Annotated in this window: 17 protein-coding genes; 2 read left to right on the top strand and 15 right to left on the bottom strand. The window is 67.9% G+C overall.

What is annotated here, in order from left to right; genetic code table 11:
- Positions 1-67: 67 nt before the first annotated feature.
- The 3 genes from CJ177_RS03750 to CJ177_RS03740 all read right to left on the bottom strand — a co-directional run bounded on the left by CJ177_RS03750 (position 68) and on the right by CJ177_RS03740 (position 2,311).
- A complete protein-coding gene (locus CJ177_RS03750) occupies positions 68-337 on the bottom strand; it encodes a GlsB/YeaQ/YmgE family stress response membrane protein (RefSeq protein ID WP_005239513.1) in 270 nt (89 codons plus the stop codon).
- A 148-nt stretch (positions 338-485) separates the two neighbouring features.
- A complete protein-coding gene (locus tag CJ177_RS03745; protein ID WP_005239511.1) occupies positions 486-1,112 on the bottom strand; it encodes a response regulator transcription factor in 627 nt (208 codons plus the stop codon).
- Entirely contained in the window at positions 1,109-2,311 is a 1,203-nt protein-coding gene (locus tag CJ177_RS03740; protein ID WP_095867298.1) for a sensor histidine kinase, read from the bottom strand. Before CJ177_RS03740 ends, CJ177_RS03745 begins: the two co-directional genes overlap by 4 nt.
- A gap of 163 nt (positions 2,312-2,474) precedes the next feature.
- On the opposite strand from CJ177_RS03740, the gene CJ177_RS03735 reads away from it, so the two are divergent.
- Together CJ177_RS03735 and CJ177_RS03730 are read left to right on the top strand one after the other, a co-directional pair.
- Positions 2,475-3,059, top strand: a complete 585-nt coding sequence (locus tag CJ177_RS03735) for a heme-binding protein (RefSeq protein WP_005239508.1) — start codon at positions 2,475-2,477, stop codon at positions 3,057-3,059.
- Between the two features lie 12 nt (positions 3,060-3,071).
- Complete coding sequence (locus tag CJ177_RS03730) at positions 3,072-3,569, top strand: ankyrin repeat domain-containing protein (protein ID WP_095867297.1); 498 nt, start codon at positions 3,072-3,074, stop codon at positions 3,567-3,569.
- A 9-nt stretch (positions 3,570-3,578) separates the two neighbouring features.
- On the opposite strand, the gene CJ177_RS03725 is transcribed toward CJ177_RS03730, so the two are convergent.
- From CJ177_RS03725 to mftE, 12 genes are all read right to left on the bottom strand, one after another.
- Positions 3,579-5,216, bottom strand: coding sequence for an AMP-binding protein (locus CJ177_RS03725; RefSeq protein ID WP_095867296.1), 1,638 nt, complete (start codon positions 5,214-5,216; stop codon positions 3,579-3,581).
- Positions 5,217-5,377: 161 nt separating this feature from the next.
- The gene (locus CJ177_RS03720; protein WP_373560030.1) at positions 5,378-6,718 is read right to left on the bottom strand and encodes an MFS transporter; all 1,341 of its coding nucleotides are present in this window, start codon (positions 6,716-6,718) and stop codon (positions 5,378-5,380) included.
- A 120-nt stretch (positions 6,719-6,838) separates the two neighbouring features.
- Complete coding sequence (locus tag CJ177_RS03715; protein ID WP_061700630.1) at positions 6,839-7,384, bottom strand: hypothetical protein; 546 nt, start codon at positions 7,382-7,384, stop codon at positions 6,839-6,841.
- A 78-nt stretch (positions 7,385-7,462) separates the two neighbouring features.
- Positions 7,463-8,230: an ethanolamine ammonia-lyase subunit EutC gene (eutC, locus tag CJ177_RS03710; protein ID WP_061700629.1), complete on the bottom strand. Its 768-nt coding sequence runs from the start codon at positions 8,228-8,230 to the stop codon at positions 7,463-7,465.
- Complete coding sequence (locus CJ177_RS03705) at positions 8,227-9,639, bottom strand: ethanolamine ammonia-lyase subunit EutB (protein ID WP_005239502.1); 1,413 nt, start codon at positions 9,637-9,639, stop codon at positions 8,227-8,229. Before CJ177_RS03705 ends, eutC begins: the two co-directional genes overlap by 4 nt.
- A complete protein-coding gene (gene eat / locus CJ177_RS03700; protein ID WP_061700627.1) occupies positions 9,636-11,090 on the bottom strand; it encodes an ethanolamine permease in 1,455 nt (484 codons plus the stop codon). Before eat ends, CJ177_RS03705 begins: the two co-directional genes overlap by 4 nt.
- Before the next feature lie 153 nt (positions 11,091-11,243).
- Positions 11,244-11,786 carry a DUF779 domain-containing protein gene (locus tag CJ177_RS03695; protein WP_061041809.1) on the bottom strand — a complete coding sequence of 181 codons (543 nt, stop codon included), beginning with the start codon at positions 11,784-11,786 and terminating at the stop codon, positions 11,244-11,246.
- Positions 11,786-13,309, bottom strand: coding sequence for an aldehyde dehydrogenase (gene adh, locus CJ177_RS03690; RefSeq protein ID WP_005239499.1), 1,524 nt, complete (start codon positions 13,307-13,309; stop codon positions 11,786-11,788). The genes CJ177_RS03695 and adh overlap by 1 nt, the downstream gene beginning before the upstream one ends.
- A 75-nt stretch (positions 13,310-13,384) precedes the next feature.
- Entirely contained in the window at positions 13,385-14,701 is a 1,317-nt protein-coding gene (locus CJ177_RS03685; protein WP_005239497.1) for a helix-turn-helix domain-containing protein, read from the bottom strand.
- 66 nt (positions 14,702-14,767) lie between these two features.
- Positions 14,768-16,240, bottom strand: coding sequence for a mycofactocin system GMC family oxidoreductase MftG (mftG, locus tag CJ177_RS03680; protein WP_095867295.1), 1,473 nt, complete (start codon positions 16,238-16,240; stop codon positions 14,768-14,770).
- Positions 16,240-17,640: a mycofactocin biosynthesis glycosyltransferase MftF gene (mftF, locus tag CJ177_RS03675; protein ID WP_025432222.1), complete on the bottom strand. Its 1,401-nt coding sequence runs from the start codon at positions 17,638-17,640 to the stop codon at positions 16,240-16,242. Before mftF ends, mftG begins: the two co-directional genes overlap by 1 nt.
- A gap of 106 nt (positions 17,641-17,746) precedes the next feature.
- Positions 17,747-18,469 carry a mycofactocin biosynthesis peptidyl-dipeptidase MftE gene (gene mftE, locus CJ177_RS03670; protein WP_095867294.1) on the bottom strand — a complete coding sequence of 241 codons (723 nt, stop codon included), beginning with the start codon at positions 18,467-18,469 and terminating at the stop codon, positions 17,747-17,749.
- Position 18,470 lies beyond the last annotated feature (1 nt).

The raw sequence follows: 18,470 nt of genomic DNA, 5'->3' as shown, positions 1-18,470 counted from the left end.
GGCGAAGCCGCAGAAGGGCCCCGCCCTGACCGGACGGGGCCCTTCTCGTGACGGTGCGATGTGGCGTCTACACCCTGTTCTTGCTCGTCATCGAGGTGTATCCGAGGGTCAGCACGGCCGCCACGGCGATGCTGATGATCCACCGGATCCAGTCGATCCCGCCGGTGTCCCCCTTGTCGAGGAGCCCCTCCCACACCCAGTACCCGATCAGCGCGCCGATGATGCCGAGGACGACGGTGATGACCCACCCCATCGCCTGCTTTCCCGGAATCACGAGACGCGCCAGAACGCCGATGACCGCACCGAAGATGATGGTGCCGATGATGTTGCCGACCATGGCCCTTGTCCTCTCAACACGCAATTCATGGTGCGAGCGGAAGGTCACCGCTCTTTTCGAACATAACCACCTGGACACCCGTTCGACAGGGCTTCGGCAAATCGTTGCCAAAAGGTTCATGCGGCGTACCGCTGTGAACCCCGCCGGTTCAGCGAATGCCCTGCCGTCGCAGGGCTACGGACACCGCTGCGGCCCGGGTGTCGACGCCGAGCTTCGCGTAGATGTGGGCGAGGTGGGTCTTGACCGTCGCCTCGCTGATGAAGAGGGCTTTGCCGAGCTCCTTGTTCGTCATGCCCTTGGCCAGCAGAGTCAGCAGTTCGGCCTCCCGCGGCGTGAGAGCCTCCTCGGGGCGCTGCATCTGCTGCAGTAGTCGCGACGCGACGGGCGGCGACAGCACACTCTGGCCGGCGGCCGCGCCGCGCACGGCCGCGAAGATCTCCTGGGGTGTCGAATCCTTCAGGAGGTATCCGATGGCACCGGCATCGATGGCGCGCACCACGTCGGCATCCGTGTCGTACGTCGTGAACACCAGCACCGGCAGGTTCCGATCGACCTGCCGGATGCGGCGAATGGCCTCCACCCCGTCGATACCGGCGCCGAGGGCGAGATCCATCGTCACGAGCTGCGGCCGGAATGTGGTCACGGCGTCGACGGCCGCCTCCCCCGTGCCCGCCTCGGCGATCACCTCGATGTCCGGCTGCGAGTCGAGAAGCGCTCGCAGCCCGGCCCGAACGACCACGTGGTCGTCGACCAGCAGGACGGTCACGGTCGTCATGCCGCGGTCCCTCTCGCGCACGGTATCTGAGCGGCCACCACGGTGCCCTCGCCCGGTGCGCTCTCGACGGTGAACGTGCCGCCCAGTTGCTCGACGCGACTGCGCATCGCGCGTAGTCCGTATCCGCCGCGCGCCGAGGGAGATCCGGTGGGCGCGGGTTCGAAACCGGTGCCGTCGTCGAAGATGTCGAGTGCGACGGCGTCCGGAAGATACGTCAACGTGACACCCACGGTCTCGGCGTGCGCGTGCCGGGCAATATTGGACACGGCGCTCTGGGTGATCCGCAGCAGCGCGTGCGTCACCTCCGCCGGAATCGCGATCGGACTACCCACGATCCGGAGCTCCGCCCGCGGATGGTGGGTACGCGCGGCAGCGAGCAGTGCCGCGTCGATCGGCTGGGATTCCAGGTTGGGCGCCGCGAGATGGTGCACGAGACTGCGCGTTTCCGCCAGGTTCTCGCGCAATGTTCCGGTCGCCACGCGGACGTCCTCGCGTGCTCGCGCCTCCGTACGCGGATCTGCCTGCGCCCAGATCTGCTCGGCCGCCTCGAGCCGAAGCAGGCTGCTGGTCAGTCCCTGTGTCACGGTGTCGTGGATCTCGCGGGCCAGTCGTTCGCGTTCGGCGAGCATTCCCGCCTCCCGCTCGGTCTCCGCGAGCCGGGACCGGGTCTCCGCCACCTGGCGGAGCAGTCGCACCCGTTCCCGGCCGTCCCGCTCGATCTGGCTGTACGCCATGACGATCAGCGCTCCGGTGCACAGCGGTCCGACCAGCACCGCCCACTCGCTGCGGCCGGAGAAGGTGAAGAACGCCAGCGACGTGAGCACGGCGAGAACCCCGACGACCGGGTACGCGATCCGACTCGGGTAGGCCCTCGTGCACAGGAAGAACATGGGAAACGCGCACCAGGCGAAACTCGGCGCGAGCCAGACGAGCACTGCCCACGTCGTCAGGACCGGCCACACCCACGGTTCCCATACGCCTTCTCGCCGTGCGACCACGGCGGTGACCGTGTACAACGCGGCGAGCGCGGCAATCAACGCGACCACCACGACGAACTGCCCGCTCACTCCGTGGTAGGTCAGATACCGCGCCGTCGACGTCGCGAGGAGGACGGAGAACGACACATGGATGGCGGTAGCGAGCGGGCCGCGCAGACCCGCGCCGTCCGACCTGTCCACTCCGTCCACAGGTGTCGTCACGTCGATTGATCCTACGGATCTGCCGTGGGTCGCGGATCAACCGTTCGGATGATCTGCCGGGGCCGGACGGATGAGTTCGGGAGCGCCGTCGGCCCGATGCGGTCACCGGCACCGCCGGGCCAGGCTGGTCACGTCAGCTCGTCACTTCCCGAAAGGCCTTCCGATGCGCACCTTCCGCCGCCTGCCCCGCATTCTGGCGATCACCGTCCCGCTCGCCGCGATCGTCGCCACCTCGGCGTGCGGCACGTCCGCGTCCGACGAGGCGAGTCCGGCGTCCACTCCTGTCGCGACCGCCGCTGCACCGGCTCCGATCGACGGTGCGGACGGCGTGGTGAGCCAGAACCGTCTCGGTATCGGCACTGCGCAGGTCGCCGCGCAGGCGGCGCTCGCGAAGTGCCAGGCCGACGGGCTCGGCTTCGTCACCGTGTCGGTGGTCGATCGCGCCGGCAACGTGCAGGCCATGCTGCGCGGGGACAACGCGGCTCAGCACACCGTGGAGGCGGCCCGTCAGAAGGCGTACACCGCTGCCGCGTTCGGCGCGAACACCAGCGATCTGAGCGAACGGGCCAAGGGCGACGGCGCGACGGTTGCCGACCTTCCCGGCACGTTGTTCCTCGCCGGCGGCGTGAGCGTGAAGTCGGCCGGCGGGTCGATCGCGGGTATCGGCGTCGGCGGCGCTCCCGACGGAATGCGGGATCAGGCGTGCGCGGCCGCCGGGCTCGACGCGATCGCCGGGGCGCTGGGTTGAAGAGCCGCCCCCGTGTCGACGCCCGAACTGGAACGCGCGCTGTTCGACGCCGTCGCCCGTGACGACGTCGCCACCGCGCGGGCACTGATCGACGCCGGAGCAGATGTCAACGCGAAAAACGCGCGCGAGGACTCGGCGTTCCTGTATGCCGGCGCGGAGGGACTGAACGAGATTCTCGCGCTCACCCTCGAGCGGGGAGCCGACGTCACCAGCACCAATCGGTTCGGCGGAACCGCGCTGATCCCGGCGGCCGAGCACGGCCACGTCGACACCGTGCGGATGCTGATCGAGGCGGGTGTGCCGGTAGACCACGTCAACGAGCCGGGCTGGACGGCCCTGCTCGAGGCCGTGGTCTACGGCGACGGCTCCGACCGCTATCAGGACGTCGTCCGCCTGCTGCTCGACGCGGGCGCCGATCCGTCCATCGCGGACGCGGACGGACGGACGGCCCTGCAGAATGCCGAGCGACGCGGGCAGGACGCCGTCGCGACGTTGCTGCGAGCCAGGTGACGAGGCGGGTCAGGTGCGCCCGATCAGGTCGAGGGACTGCTCGCGCATCTCGACCTTGCGCACCTTGCCCGTCACGGTCATCGGGAACTCGTCCACGACGTGCACGTACTTCGGGATCTTGTAGTGGGCGAGCTTGCCGGTGCAGAATTCGCGCACCTTGGCCGCGTCCAGGGGTTCGGCACCGTCCTTCATCCGCACCCATACCATCAGTTCCTCGCCGTACTTCGCGTCCGGCACCCCGATGACCTGGGCGTCGAGGATGTCCGGGTGCGTGTACAGGAACTCCTCGATCTCGCGGGGATAGACGTTCTCGCCGCCGCGGATGACCATGTCCTTGATCCGCCCGGTGATCGCGACGTAGCCGTCGGAATCCATCACACCGATGTCACCGGTGTGCATCCACCGTCCGGCATCGATCGCTTCGGCGGTCTTCTCCGGGTTGTTCCAGTACCCGAGCATCACCGAGTATCCCCGGGTGCAGAGTTCGCCCGGCGTGCCCCGCGGAACGGTCAGTCCCGTTGCCGGATCGACGATCTTGACCTCGAGATGCGGACCGACGCGGCCGACCGTCGACACGCGCTGATCGATCGTGTCGTCCGACCGGGTCTGCAGCGACACCGGGGACGTCTCGGTCATGCCGTAACAGATGGAGACCTCGGCCATCCCCATCTGTTCGATGACCTGCTTCATCACCTCCACCGGGCAGGGTGATCCGGCCATGATTCCGGTCCGCAGGCTCGACAGGTCGAACGATGCGAAGTCCGGTTCGGCGAGTTCGGCGATGAACATCGTCGGCACCCCGTACAGAGATGTGCACTTCTCCGCTTCGACGGCCTGCAGCGTGGCTTTCGGGTCGAAGGAGGGTCCGGGGATGACCATGGTCGCGCCGTGACTCGTGCACGCCAGGTTGCCCATCACCATGCCGAAGCAGTGGTAGAACGGCACCGGGATGCAGACGCGGTCGTTCTCCGTGTAGTGGCACAGCTCGCCGACGAAGTATCCGTTGTTCAGGATGTTGTGGTGGCTGAGCGTCGCACCCTTGGGGAATCCGGTTGTCCCCGAGGTGTATTGGATATTGATCGGGTCGTCCGAGGACAGGGCCGCCTGCGCGGCGGGCAGCAGGGAGGGGTCGGCGGCGTGCACAGCCTTTCCGTCCGACGCCAGCTTGCTCCACTCGGCACTGCCGAGGAGCACCACCATCTCGAGGTCGGGGCACTGCGGCCGAACCTCCTCGATCATGCCCGCGTAGTCGGAGGACTTGAACTCGGGCGCCGACACCAGCAGACGGATACCGGCCTGATCGAGCACGTACTTCAACTCGTGCGCCCGGTAGGCGGGGTTGATGTTGACGAGCACGGCGCCGATCTTGGCCGTCGCGAACTGGATCAGCGTCCACTCCGGGCAGTTCGGCGCCCAGATCCCGACCCGGTCGCCCTTCCCGATACCCCGCTTCAGCAACCCCACCGCCACGGCGTCGACGTCCCGCCTCAGCTCCGCGTACGTCCACCGCCGCCCCGAGGGCCGGTCGACCAGGGCGTCACGATCACCGTGGGCTGCCACCGTCCGGTCGAAGTTGTCTCCGATCGTGTCGCCGAGCATCGGGGCGTCCCACACGCCGTTGGTGTAACTGGGAAGCGGGGTTGTCATCACTCTTCCTCTCCAGGAGCCCGTTCGGGCACCTACGGGACGGGCAGACCCGAAGGCCCTTCCGCGGTCGAACTTACTCTTGGTTGATGTGATCCAGGGCATACTGCACGGCGAGGGGCGCCGGTATCTGTGCGAAGTCCGGACACCCCTCGCCGGCCCTGTCAGAGCGCGTCGTCTTTCGTTTCCACCAGGGCCTTCGTGCACAGCAGGCTGACCACGCCGAGGACGGCGAGCAGCACGCCGATCGCGGCGCTGCCGTACGCGGACGCCAGGGGTGCGGCGATCAGCGGCGGCACGGCGCCGCCGAGCACTCCGGCGAGGTTGTAGCCGAGGCCGGCGCCGGTGTAGCGGTAGCGCGTCTGGAACATTTCCGGAAGCAGCGCCCCGCAGGGGCCGTAGGCAATTCCGAAGATGGCGAGCGTGACCATCACGCCGATCGTGAACGCGACGGGTGAACCGGTGTCGAGCAGCGGGAACAGCGCGAGCGCCCACACGACGGCCAGTCCGCAGGAGATCATGATGACCCGTCGACGCCCGATCCGGTCCGAGTACAGAGCGGAGACGACGATCGTGAATCCGAAGACCACGGCCGAGGCGATCCCGACCGTCAGCACGAACGGGCGGCTGAACCCGAGAGTCTTCGTGCCGTAGCTGGTGAGAAACGCTGTGCCCATGTAGAAGAACGCGAACAGTGTCGCGAGCGCGCCGGCCGAGAGGAGGATCTCCTTGGTCTGGTACCGCCAGGCGTCCATCAGCGGGAGGGTCCGCGGGGTCGCGTCGGCACGGTCGGCCTGCTGGGCCGCACGGAACACCGGTGTCTCCTCGATCGCCAGTCGCATGTAGAGGCCGATGCCGACCAGGACGGCACTGAACAGGAAGGGAATCCGCCACCCGTATTCGAGGAAGACCTCGTTGGTGTCGCCGAGCAGGGTGCCGGTGACGAGGAACGTGGCACTGGAGAGGATGAAGGCCACCGCGGGGCCGAGCTGCGGGAACATCGCGTACAGACCGCGCTTGCCCGGGGGTGCGTATTCCGCCGTCAGCAGCGTGGCGCCCGCCCACTCGCCGCCGACCGCGAATCCCTGACCGAAACGCAGCAGCACCAGCAGGATCGGGGCCGCGACCCCGATCGTCTCGGCGCCGGGCAGCAGGCCGATCAGGAACGTCGAGACACCCATCAGGATGAGCGTGGAGATCAGCGTCTTCTTACGTCCGATCCGGTCACCGTAGTGGCCGAACAGCATGGCACCCACGGGCCTGGCGACGAACGCGACGGCGAAGGTCGCGAAGGAGGCGACGGTGCCGGCGGTGGAGCCGAGGGCGGGAAAGAACACCGTGGGGAACACCAGGGCTGCGGCGGTGCCGTAGATGAAGAAGTCGTAGAACTCGATGGTCGTGCCGATGCCGCTGGCGATGGCCACCTTGCGGACGCTGGTACCGCTATGGCGCACCGGTGTGGGGGCGTGGGGGGCGCCCGCACCCGAGTTGGAGACTGTGGTCACTCGATTCCTCCGTGGTCCGTGGGGAACACCCTGGTGGGCGTATCCCGGATGAGAGGAAAAGTAGTGATCCGGCTCACTGCGTCACCACCCCCGAATGGGGGGGTGGTGACGCGTGTCACGTCACTCGGCGGTGCCGGACGCGCCGAGCAGCTCCTTACGGAGTTCGGCCCACACGGTGGCGTACGAGTCGATCACGGGTTCCGAGATCCACTTCGTCTCCCCCGCAGCGACTTTCGCGAGGGCGTCGGCGAACAGGTCCTGGTAGCGGGACAACCGGGGCACGAACGCCGACAGGTCGTCGAACACGACCGACGCACGGCGGTCCAGGTCGGCCAGCTGATCGGCGTCGGCCGAATCGATCAGTCCGACGAACTCCTCGTGGAACGGCACGAAGCTCTCGTACACCTCCGCGATGGAGTCCTCGTCGATGGACACCCGCTCGGCGTCGAGCTGATCCTCTAGCTCCGAGCGTCCGGCCTCGGTGAGCCCGATCCGGCCGTCCGACACTTCCTGCGCCTTGCCCTGGGTCAGCAGCGCGTCGTAGGCGGCCTGCGCGGACGCGGCGCTCACACCGAGATGCTCGGCCAGAACAGTCGCGCTGACCTGCTCTTTCAACCGGACCGCCTGCAGCAGGGCCAACTCGTCCACATTGCCAGCGAAGGCCATAGATCTCTCCTCGTCACACCCCGTCCAGGGCGGTTCTCCGCAGGTCCGGCCGGACCTGCCGCCCTTTAGATAACACGACTACAGTTCGAGGATCTCCGAGGGGGCGGCGAGCGCATCCGCGCGGGACGTGTCCTTCAACTCCACCCCGGACCGGCCCAGTTTCCTGGCGCCGGACACGAGACCCGCCACGACGCGGGCCGCGAGTTCGTAGCCGAGCCCCTCGGGTGGGTGGATGTTGGACACGCAGTTCCGGTCCGCGTCGGTGCGTCCGGGACGCGGGAGGTGCGTGAGGTAGACGCCGACACTGTCGGCCACCGACAGTCCGGGCCGCTCCCCGATCAGCAGGACCAGCGTCTGCACGCCCAGTGCCTGCGCGATGTGGTCTCCGAGCGCCACCCGGGCCTGGGTCGCGATCACCGGCGGCGCCAGCGAGTACGTCCCGCCGAACTCGTCGACCAGAGCGGACAGCAGGGACACCCCGTGATCGGTGAGCGCCCGGGGCGACAACCCGTCGGCGAGAACGAACCCCACCTCGGCCGTTCCCCCGGGAACCGCGGACAGGTCGGCCGGCGTGCGGCCCAGGTCGGGCCGCCGCAGATATTCGCTGCGGTCCGACGCCTGACTCGTGACGACCACCGGCCTGCCCAGGCCCACGGCCTCGACCTGCTCGGCCAGCGCCTCCGCGTCGAGCGGCTGGTGGACGGCGTCACGTGCGGCGGCGTGCGCCGACCGGAACTCGAGGACGCGCTGCGTGGGCAGGGCGTCACCTGTGCGGCCGAGTCCGATACGCGCCTGCGTCGTGGCCCGCAGTTCCGCCCAGAAGTCGTGCACCACAGGATCGCTCATCGTGCCACCGTCAGCGCCCGCAGCGGCGACGCCGCGGCGTCGACCGGCAGGACCCGTCCCGCGTCGTCGACCATGCCGAGACGGCGCATCCAGTCCTCGAATTCCGGTGCCGGTCTGAGTCCGAGCACCTGACGTACGTACAACGCGTCGTGGAACGACAGACTCTGGTACCCGAGCATGACGTCGTCCGCGCCGGGTACCGCGATGACGAAGGCCGCGCCTGCGACACCGAGCAGGGTGAGCAGCGTGTCCATGTCGTCCTGGTCGGCTTCGGCGTGATTGGTGTAGCAGACGTCGACACCCATCGGCAGGCCCAGGAGCTTTCCGCAGAAGTGATCCTCGAGCCCGGCCCTGATGATCTGCTTGCCGTCGTACAGGTACTCCGGACCGATGAAACCGACCACCGTGTTGATCAGCAGTGGTTCGAGATCACGGGCCACCGCGTACGCCCTGGTCTCGAGGGTCTGCTGGTCGACAGGCCTGCCACCCGTGCCGAGGTGGGCGCCCGCACTGAGCGCCGAACCCTGACCCGTTTCGAGATACATGACGTTGTCGCCGACGGTGCCGCGTTTCAGGGAACGGCCGGCCGCGTTGGCCTCACGGAGCAGCGAGATGTTCACGCCGAAACTGGAATTGGCCCCCTGAGTTCCGGCGATGGACTGGAACACGAGGTCGACGGGGACGCCTTCCTCGATCAGGCCCATCGTGGTGGTCACGTGCGACAGCACGCACGACTGCGCCGGAATGTCGAAGCGCTGACGGATGTCGTCGAGCAGGTGGAGCAGTTCCGCCGTGGCGTGCGGCGAATCGGTGGCCGGGTTGATTCCGATGACGGCGTCACCGCAGCCGAGCAGCAGTCCGTCGAGCGTGGCGGCCGCGATTCCGCGCGGGTCGTCGGTGGGATGGTTCGGCTGCAGCCGAGTTCCCAGGTGTCCCGGTACGCCGAGCGTCGTCCGGAACCCCGCGGTGACGGTGACGGCCCGCGCGACCGCGATGAGGTCCTGGTTGCGCATGATCTTGCTGACCGCCGCGACCATCTCCGGGGTGAGCCCCGGGGCGACGCGGCGGAACGTCTCGGCCGCACCGTCCCGCGCCGCGACGTCCAGCAGCCAGTCGCGCAGGCCGCCGACGGTGAGATGAGAGACCTCGCCGAACGCGACCCGGTCGTGCGAGTCGATGATGAGCCTCGTGACCTCGTCGTCCTCGTAGGGAACGACGAGTTCGTTCAGAAACGTGCCGAGCGGGACGTCGGCCAGCGCCCACTGCGCGGCGGCGCGTTCGGCGTCGGAGGACGCCGCGCACCCGGCCAGTTCGTCGCCGCTGCGGAGCGGTGTCGCCTTGGCCATGAGGTCGACGAGACCGTCGAACGTGTACCCGGTTCCCGCGACTCCGTGACTGTAGGTGGTCATTCGAGTTCTTCTTCCGCCTGTGCAAGAACAGCAAACTCCTCGTCGGGGGAATTGGCAACGAGATGGTGGCGGCTGTACAGGCCGAAGTACGCCATGAAGGCCGCGAACGCGATGAGGGTCCACAGCGCGGCGACCGGATCGACGAGGAAGGTGGCGATCACGGCGGCGGCCGCGATGACGAGTGCGAACGACGTGGTGACGATGCCGCCCGGGGTGCGGTATGGGCGCTTCATCTCCGGCTCACGCCTGCGGAGGACGATGTGGCTGACCATCATCAGCACGTAGCTGACGGCCGCGCCGAACACCGCCATGTTCAGCAGCATCGCGCCTTCACCGGTGAGCGACAGCACGAACCCGATGACACCCGGCACGATGAGGGCGAGCGTGGGCGCCTTCCGCGAATTGGTGATCGACAGACTCGTCGGGAGGTAGCCGGCGCGGGACAGCGCGAACGTCTGCCGCGAGTAGGCGTACATGATCGAGAAGAAGCTGGCGACGAGGCCGGCCAGTCCGATGTAGTTGACGACCTTCGCCGCGGTTCCGTCACCGAGCGCCTCGACCAGCGGATTGCCGGACGTGGACAGGGCCTCGGCACCCAGCGCTCCGGTGGCGAGGAACAGGACAGTTGCCCCCGTGACGATGAGGATGAGCATGCTGATGATGATTCCGCGCGGCACGTTCTTCTCCGGCTCGCGGGCTTCCTCCGCGGCCAGCGGCACGCCTTCGACGGCGAGGAAGAACCAGATGGCGAACGGGACGGCCGCCCAGATTCCGAATGCGCCGAAGGGCAGGAAACTCGACGCGCCCACCGCATCGGTCGCGGTGATGTCGGTGAGGTTGCCCGCGTCGAACAGACCGATCGCGGATACCGCGAAGATCACGAGACCGACCAGTGCGATCGCCGTGATGACGAACATGGCCTTGAGTGCCTCGCCGGCGCCGGTCAGATGGATTCCGATGAAGATGGCGTAGACCGCCAGGTACACCCACCACCCGTCGGTGATACCGAACAGGTTCAGTGACTCGACGTAGCTGCCGATGAAGGTCGCGATGGCGGCGGGCGCGATCGCGTATTCGATGAGAATGGCCGTGCCGGTGGCGAATCCGCCCCACGGCCCGAGTGCGCGCCGCGCGAACGTGTAACCGCCGCCGGCGGCGGGCAGGGCGGACGACATCTCGGCCATGCCCAGCACCATGGCCAGGTACATGCCGGCGATGACGACACCGGCGATCAGCAGGCCGCCGAATCCGCCCTCGGCCAGTCCGTTGTTCCATCCGGCGTAGTCGCCGGAGATCACGTAGCTGACACCGAGGCCGGCGAGCAGCACCCAGCCCGCCGAACCCTTACGGAGCGTGCGTTTTTCCAGATAGCTGCTGTCTTCCGAGTGGAAATCGGCAGCATCGTGATGTTGACCGGTTCCGGAATTCTTGGATGGTTCTACGAGTGACATTCCGTCCCCTACGTCGATCCGAATGGTGCCTCGCCCGCACCGCTCGGGGAGCGGAATCGAACGGCCGAGGCCAATGGTGAACGAGTTGTGTACACGTCGTGTCAGCAGAACGTGACCGCGACGTAAAAACCTGGGTCGTAGGCGCTTCGGGTGCTATGGGACCGGGCGGCGGGCGGGCACGGGACATGCGTCGACGGCTTCGGCGACCACCTGCGGTTCGAGGGACGGCGCGGGCCTCCAGCCCTGCTCCCACTGCTGGCCCACGATGACCTCCTCCGCGGCGAGGCTGGCGTTCTCCTCCGGGGTGAAGGCACGTGCACGACTGAGAAAGCGCATGCCTTCGGGACTTTCCAGGCTGAATCCCGATCCGCGACCGGGCACCACGTCGAGCACCAGCTGAGTGTGCTTCCACGCTTCGAACTGCGAACCGGAGATCCACACGGGCACGGCATCGGCACCCTCGGCCCGGGTGGACGGAGTCTCCCCGACACCGAGACGCAGGTCGAGGACGCCGAGCAGCACGTCGCGGTCGCCGACGATGAATTCACCGTCGGGGTAACACATCGGCGCGGAGCCGTCGCAGCACCCGCCGGACTGATGCATCATCAGCGCCCCGTGGGTACCGCCGAGGCGGCGGAGAAGCTCCACCGCCCCGACGGTTGCCTTCAGGCGCTGAGGCGCCCGGGCTGCGTCCATCAGAAGAAGCCCTGAGCCTTCTGGGCGTAGCTGACCAGCAGGTTCTTCGTCTGCTGGTAGTGCTCGAGCATCATCAGGTGGTTCTCGCGGCCGATACCGGACTGCTTGTAGCCACCGAACGCGGCGTGCGCGGGGTACTGGTGGTACGTGTTGGTCCACACGCGGCCGGCCTGGATGTCACGTCCGGCCCGGTAGGCGACGCCACCGTCCCGCGACCACACGCCGGCGCCGAGGCCGTACAGCGTGTCGTTGGCGATCTCGATGGCCTGGTCGTAGTCCTTGAACGACGTGACGGAGACGACCGGACCGAAGATCTCCTCCTGGAAGATCCGCATCTTGTTCTGACCGGTGAAGATCGTCGGCTGCACGTAGTAGCCGCCGGACAGATCGCCGCCGAGTTCGGCGCGCTCACCGCCGGTGACGACCTTGGCGCCTTCGCCCTTGCCGATCTCGATGTACGACAGGATCTTTTCGAGCTGATCGTTCGAGGCCTGCGCGCCGATCATCGTGTCGGTGTCGAGCGGGTCGCCCTGGCGGACGGCCTTGGTGCGGATGGCCGCCATCGCGAGGAACTCGTCGAAGATGTCCTCCTGGATCAGCGAACGCGAGGGGCAGGTGCACACCTCGCCCTGGTTGAGGGCGAACATCGTGAAGCCCTCGAGCGCCTTGTCCTGGTAGTCGTCATTGGAGGACAGAACGTCGGAGAAGAAGATGTTGGGGCTCTTGCCACCGAGTTCGAGGGTGACCGGGATCAGGTTCTGCGACGCGTACTGCATGATGAGCCGACCCGTGGTGGTCTCACCGGTGAACGCGATCTTCCGGATCCGCGGGCTCGAGGCGAGCGGCTTGCCCGCCTCCACACCGAAGCCGTTGACGATGTTCACCACACCGGCGGGCAGCAGGTCGCCGATGACGGAGATCAGATGCAGGATCGACGCCGGGGTCTGCTCGGCCGGCTTGAGAACGACCGCGTTGCCCGCGGCGAGTGCGGGAGCGAGCTTCCACACGGCCATGAGGATCGGGAAGTTCCAGGGGATGATCTGGCCGACGACGCCGAGCGGCTCGTGGAAGTGGTAGGCGACGGTGTCGGAGTCGATCTCCGACAGTGCACCTTCCTGCGCCCGGATCGCGCCGGCGAAGTAGCGGAAGTGGTCGATGGCCAACGGAATGTCGGCGTTCAGGGTCTCGCGGATCGGCTTGCCGTTGTCCCAGGACTCGGCGAGCGCGATGGACTCGAGGTTCTCCTCGATGCGGTCCGCGATCTTGTTCAGGATGATGGCGCGCTCGGCCACCGACGTCTTACCCCAGGCCGGAGCCGCAGCGTGTGCGGCGTCGAGCGCAAGTTCGATGTCCTCCGACGTCGAACGCGCGACCTCACAGAACGGCTGCCCGGTGACGGGTGTCGGATTCTCGAAGTACTGGCCCTTGACGGGCGCAACCCACTGGCCGCCGATCCAGTTGTCGTAACGCGATTGGAAGGACATGACGGCGTCCGGCGAACCCGGGCGGGCATACACGGTCATCGATAACTCCCTGGTGTCGTGAAACTCGGGTGGAACTGGGTGTGACTCACAACACTAGGGACCGTACCGTTGCAACTACGTTGCGTACTGCTGATCGAACAGATCGATCCTGGACTTGACCTGGGAATACAGGGGCGAACGCGGGTCGAGACCTGCCAGATACGCCTCCCATGCGGCGACGTCCTCGCGGCCGTGGACGGACGTGGTCCATTTGGCGAGCAACCGTTGATCACCCTCGCGCAGCAGCGCCGCCTGGACGCGTGCCCGCAACTCGTCGCGAAGATCCTCGACCCCGGGCGCCTCAGACCCGGGAAGGACCGGGCCCGAGTAGACGTCGAGGGCGGCGGCGAGCTCGCCGCGATCCAGGGCTCCGCGGACCTGCCGGACGTCCGACGTCAATTCGGCGAGCAGCCGATAGGGCCGTGAACCGAGGTTTGCGGGACCGAAAACCTTACGCAAGCGCGACATCTCGGCACGAATCGTGACGGCGTCGAGTTCGTTCTCGTCGAGCAGCACCGCGAGGCGGTCGGAACTCAGGCCTTCGGGGTGCTCCGCCAGGAGCAGGAGAATCTCCGCGTGCCGCTGCGACAGCGGGATGCGTTCGGGCCCACGAACCAGAGTCGGCCGTCCCGATCCCAGGACCTCCAACCGCAGTACCGTCTCGACGAGCGGGTGCGGTGAACGCAGCTGGTGCAGTCGCAACTCCGCCTCGGCGGCCGCGACGGTCGCCCTGATCAGCGAGAGCACCTCGGGCACCGCCACCCGCGGACCACCGGTGATGTCGATCGCCCCGACGATCAGCCCGGTCGCGGGGTCGTGGACGGGCGCCGCCGAACAACTCCAGTCGTGCACCGAGCGGCTGAAATGCTCGGCACCGAAGATCTGCACGCAATGGTCGAGCGCCAGCGCGGTACCCGGGGCGTTGGTGCCGACGGTGTCCTCACTCCAGTCGGCACCCTCGACGAAGTTCATCTCCAGTGCGCGGTCCTTGGCGGACGAATCGCCCTCGACCCACAGCAGCTGACCCTTCTCGTCCGTGATGGCCACGAGCAGTCCGGTGTCGGCGGCGTCCTCGACGAGAAGCTTGCGGACCACCGGGCGGATGATCGACATCGGGTGCGACGCCCGGTACGTGGCGAGATCCGCGGCCGCCAGATCGACCGCGCGGGCCGACCCGTCCGGGTTCACTCCCTTGCTGGTGCTGCGCATCCACGAGTCGAGGATGACGGAACGGACGGAATTTCCCTCACCGTCCGGGGCACGACCGGAGGGTGCGTGACGCTCGACGAACAACTGATGCGCCGACGACACCCTGCGTGCCAGCATCGCGACGTCGTCTCCCGGGCGCACGGCGACCCACGGATTGCCCCCTGTGGGCGGTTGACTTTGCATCGAACTCCTCCACGGCGTCTCTGCCTACTGTAACCCGCATCACACGGGCCCGTGTCGCCCCCTCGGTCACTCCCCCAGGAAGGTACTGACGCGCTCGGCGACCATCACCGCCGTGGCGTGCGGCCCACGGCTCGGGACCACCGGGAACACCGAGGTGTCGGCGATGGTCAGCCCTTCCATTCCGCGGACGTTGCACCACTCGTCCACCACCGCCCCCTCGTCGTCGCGTCCGCCCATCCGGCAACTGCCGCACAGGTGCAGCGACGTCCCCAGATGCGCGAGCACCGCGCGATCGGACACCTCCTCGGACAGCGGCACGACCAGCGGACCGAGCTCCGGCGAACGGAGCAGTTCCAGTCCGATGGCCTGCCCCTCGCGCAGCGCCCGGCGGTCGGCGGCCGATTGCGCGTAGCGGTATTCGATTCGGGGACGGTCCCGGCGGTGCCGCGACGTGAGCCGGATGTCGCCCCGGCTGTCCGTCACCATGAGCCCGATCCCGAGGACCGGGTCGGGCTGCCCGGATCCGGGGACGAGCACGTCGAACGGCGCCGTGTACGGACGCATCTCGAGGTCGCCGACATTCAGCACCGTTTCGACCACCGGACTCGTGTCACTGCGGCGGAGCGTGTCCCGGATACGGTACGGCAGAGCCACTTCGGGGTGATCACTGAAATCGCTACCGACACCGGGCGCGTCGAGTACGACGGGAATGTCGTTGTTCGTCAGGTGTTCTGCCGGTCCTATTCCCGAAAGCATCAGCAGCACCGGGGTTTCGACGGGACCTGCCGCCAGCACGACCCGGCCGGTGCGGACCGTGTGCCGCACGCCGTCCGACTCCACCTCCACCCCGACGGTCTCGTTACCGGAGAACAGGATTCGGACGACGTCGGAATTCGCTTCGACCGTCAGATTGGGCCGTTCCCACGCCGGCAGCAGGTACGCCACTGCCGTGCTGACTCGGCGGCCGCCGTCGACATTCAGGGGCACCGGACCGATCCCGCCGACGCCTGCGCCGTTCTTGTCCGGTTCCTCGGGATGTCCTGCGCCGAGCGCCGCGGCGCGGAATGCCGCGCTGATCTCGCTCAGCCGTTCCGCGGGCTGCCTGCGAACGGGCATCAGCCCGGTCGTGCCGTGCCGGGAGTCGTCGAAGTCGGCGTCACGCTCGAGTGCCCGGAAGGCCGGCAGCACGTTCTCGTACGACCACGACGCGGGCCAGTGCCGGAAATCCGCTTCCGTCCCACGGACGAAGTAGGCGCCGTTGACGGCGCCCGAACCGCCGAGGACGTGCCCGCGCACCATGGCCGAGGGAACGCTCGGCGCCAACTCCACGCCGTACGTCTCGGCGAACGCGCTGCCCGGACCGACCGGCAGCGTCCGGTAGTCGAGCACGGGACAGTCGGACACCGACCGGTAACCGGGTCCGGACTCGAGGAGGAGAACCGATCGTCCGGGATTCTCGCTGAGCCGAGCGGCCACCACACATCCGCTCGAACCGCCACCCACGACCACGACGTCGGCGGCGCGAATCGGATCGGCCACTACGACTTCAACCGGGGCTTCAATGCGTCGAGGTCGCGGGCGGTGATCGCGCCCTTCCAGAGCCCGGCGCCGTACGCGACGTCGTCGATCCGCTTGAACACCGTGTGCCGCACGGGTCCCAGCCCTCCGGGCTCCCGGTGGGTCACCCAGTCGGCGACGCCCTCGGCGACGGCGATCGCGAGCGCGATGCGGCGAATCCGTTTCGAGAGCAGCACCGCCAGCAGTGTGATCGGCCAGTAGTGGCGACACATCGCGGACGCCAACTGCCAGGCACCGCCGGCGAAGCCCTGGGCCGCGAGTATCGCGGCGATGCGGGTCGGCTGGTCGAGGCCGGTGAACATTCGGCGCAGGCGCAGCAACATCATCGCGAGTGTGGCGACGGCGCCGAGCAGGCCCAGCCGGGTGCAGGTGGCGGCGGCGAGGCACGCGAAGAACGTCCACGGCGACATCGACAGCGGTGGAACCATGCCCGAATGCCTCGCCGCCAGCGGCGCCGCACCGGTGCCGTAGAACAGCTTGCGGTCGAACCACTTTCCGAACGTCACACGGTGATCGTGCGCGACGTGGGCCACCGGCTCGTACCGTAGTCGCCAGCCCGACTCCTGGAGTCGCCAGCACAGGTCGACGTCCTCCGCCACGTGCATTGACTCGTCGAAGCCGCCGAACTCGTCGAGCACCTCGCGACGGGCGATCATCGCAGCGCTCGGGACGTACGACACCGGGCCGCCGGACTGGACCGCGGACTCCTTGCGTCCGAGGTCGAGGGAGGAGCGGGCGTGCTCGTACCGCGCGAGTGTGCTCGCCTCGGGTTCGAGCGCCACGATCCTCGGGGCGACGAGTGCGACGGCGGGATCGCTGAAGTGGCCGAGCATGACCTCGATCCAGCCGGTGCGCGGCAGGACATCGGAGTCGAGGAACGCCACGAACGGAGTTGCGGCGTAACGCAGACCGGTGTTCCGCGCCGCGGCAGGCCCCTTGGCCGTCTCGTGGCGCAGGACGGTGACGCGGCCACCGCACCCGTTCTGCAGCACGGGGGCGACGATCGGCACGTCGGAGCCGTCGTCGACGATGACCACCTCGAGTCCGCGGAGCGAGGCCAGCACCCGATGCAGCCCGGACGCGTTGTTCTTCACCGGAATGACAACGGTGACATCCCGGGGGGACGGAGTACTCATGGGGCGCGGGTTGGCGACCCCCGAATCGAGGAGGCGGCGTGCGACGACCGCGGACTGCGGATCGACGACCTCGAGGTAGCCGTCTCCGATCATGGCCGCCGCGGTGGGCGCCAGCTTCAGCATCCGAGTCGGCGAACCGCCGATGAGCACTCGACCTCCGGAATATGCGCGTACCTTGGGGTCGATTCGGATCCCGAATCCATCGGGAAGTCGAGCTTGGCGCATCAGTCGATCGTATGCGGATCGGAGAGCGCTGGCAGGGCATGCCGGAAATTAGTCGCGTCGGCATGCCGGAAATCCGCCCTCGGCAACTCGAGGACGCCCGTGCGGGTCATCGGAGCCTCCCATCGGCGCCCGGTTCCCACCGGAGCCTTCCATCGGGGCCCGGTTCCCACCGGGCCAGTGCCTTGGTGACTGTTTGGACGAGTACGCCGAAGATCTGCGCCCCCTCCGCGGCCGTAGCGCCCGTCGGGTCACCGAGCACGCCGTTGGCCGACACGGCGACCATACCGCCTTCGCGCAGTCTTGGCATCAACCTCGCAACAGGTTCCGTATTACCGGCTTCAGCCCTAGACAACCTCACCCGACCGGGTGAAAGGTGTAGCAACAAGGACGTTTCCGTACGCCCGGCATGAGCGTCCGCCCCGGGTACTGCACACGGCACCCAGGCCACATCGCGAGCCTCGTACCGTAGCAAGGCGACAGCCTTGACGAGCGCGGGCCCGTTTCCACCGTGTCCGTTGACGAACAGCACGCGGTCGGCCCACCGGCACGCGGACCTGCCGTACTCGACCAGGACGGTCTCGAGCGCCTCCGCGCCGAGCGAGACGGTCCCGGGAAACCCCTCGTGCTCGCCGCTGGCGCCGTAGGCGATCGGGGGTGCCACCAGTACGTGCGGCAGCGCGCGGGACACGGCATCGGCGATGGCGGTGTCGGTGTCGAGCGGCAGATGCGGACCGTGCTGCTCGAGGGAGCCGACCGGGACGACGACCGTCGACACACGGGACACGAGTTCGGGCCACACCGCGTCGTCGAGGTGTCCGGAATGGGGCATC

It is taken from the genome of Rhodococcus sp. ACPA1 (assembly GCF_002300195.1).
Lineage (GTDB): Bacteria > Actinomycetota > Actinomycetes > Mycobacteriales > Mycobacteriaceae > Rhodococcus_F > Rhodococcus_F opacus.
Note: the sequence above shows the minus strand (reverse complement) of the source record. Positions and strands in the feature narration are given on the sequence as shown.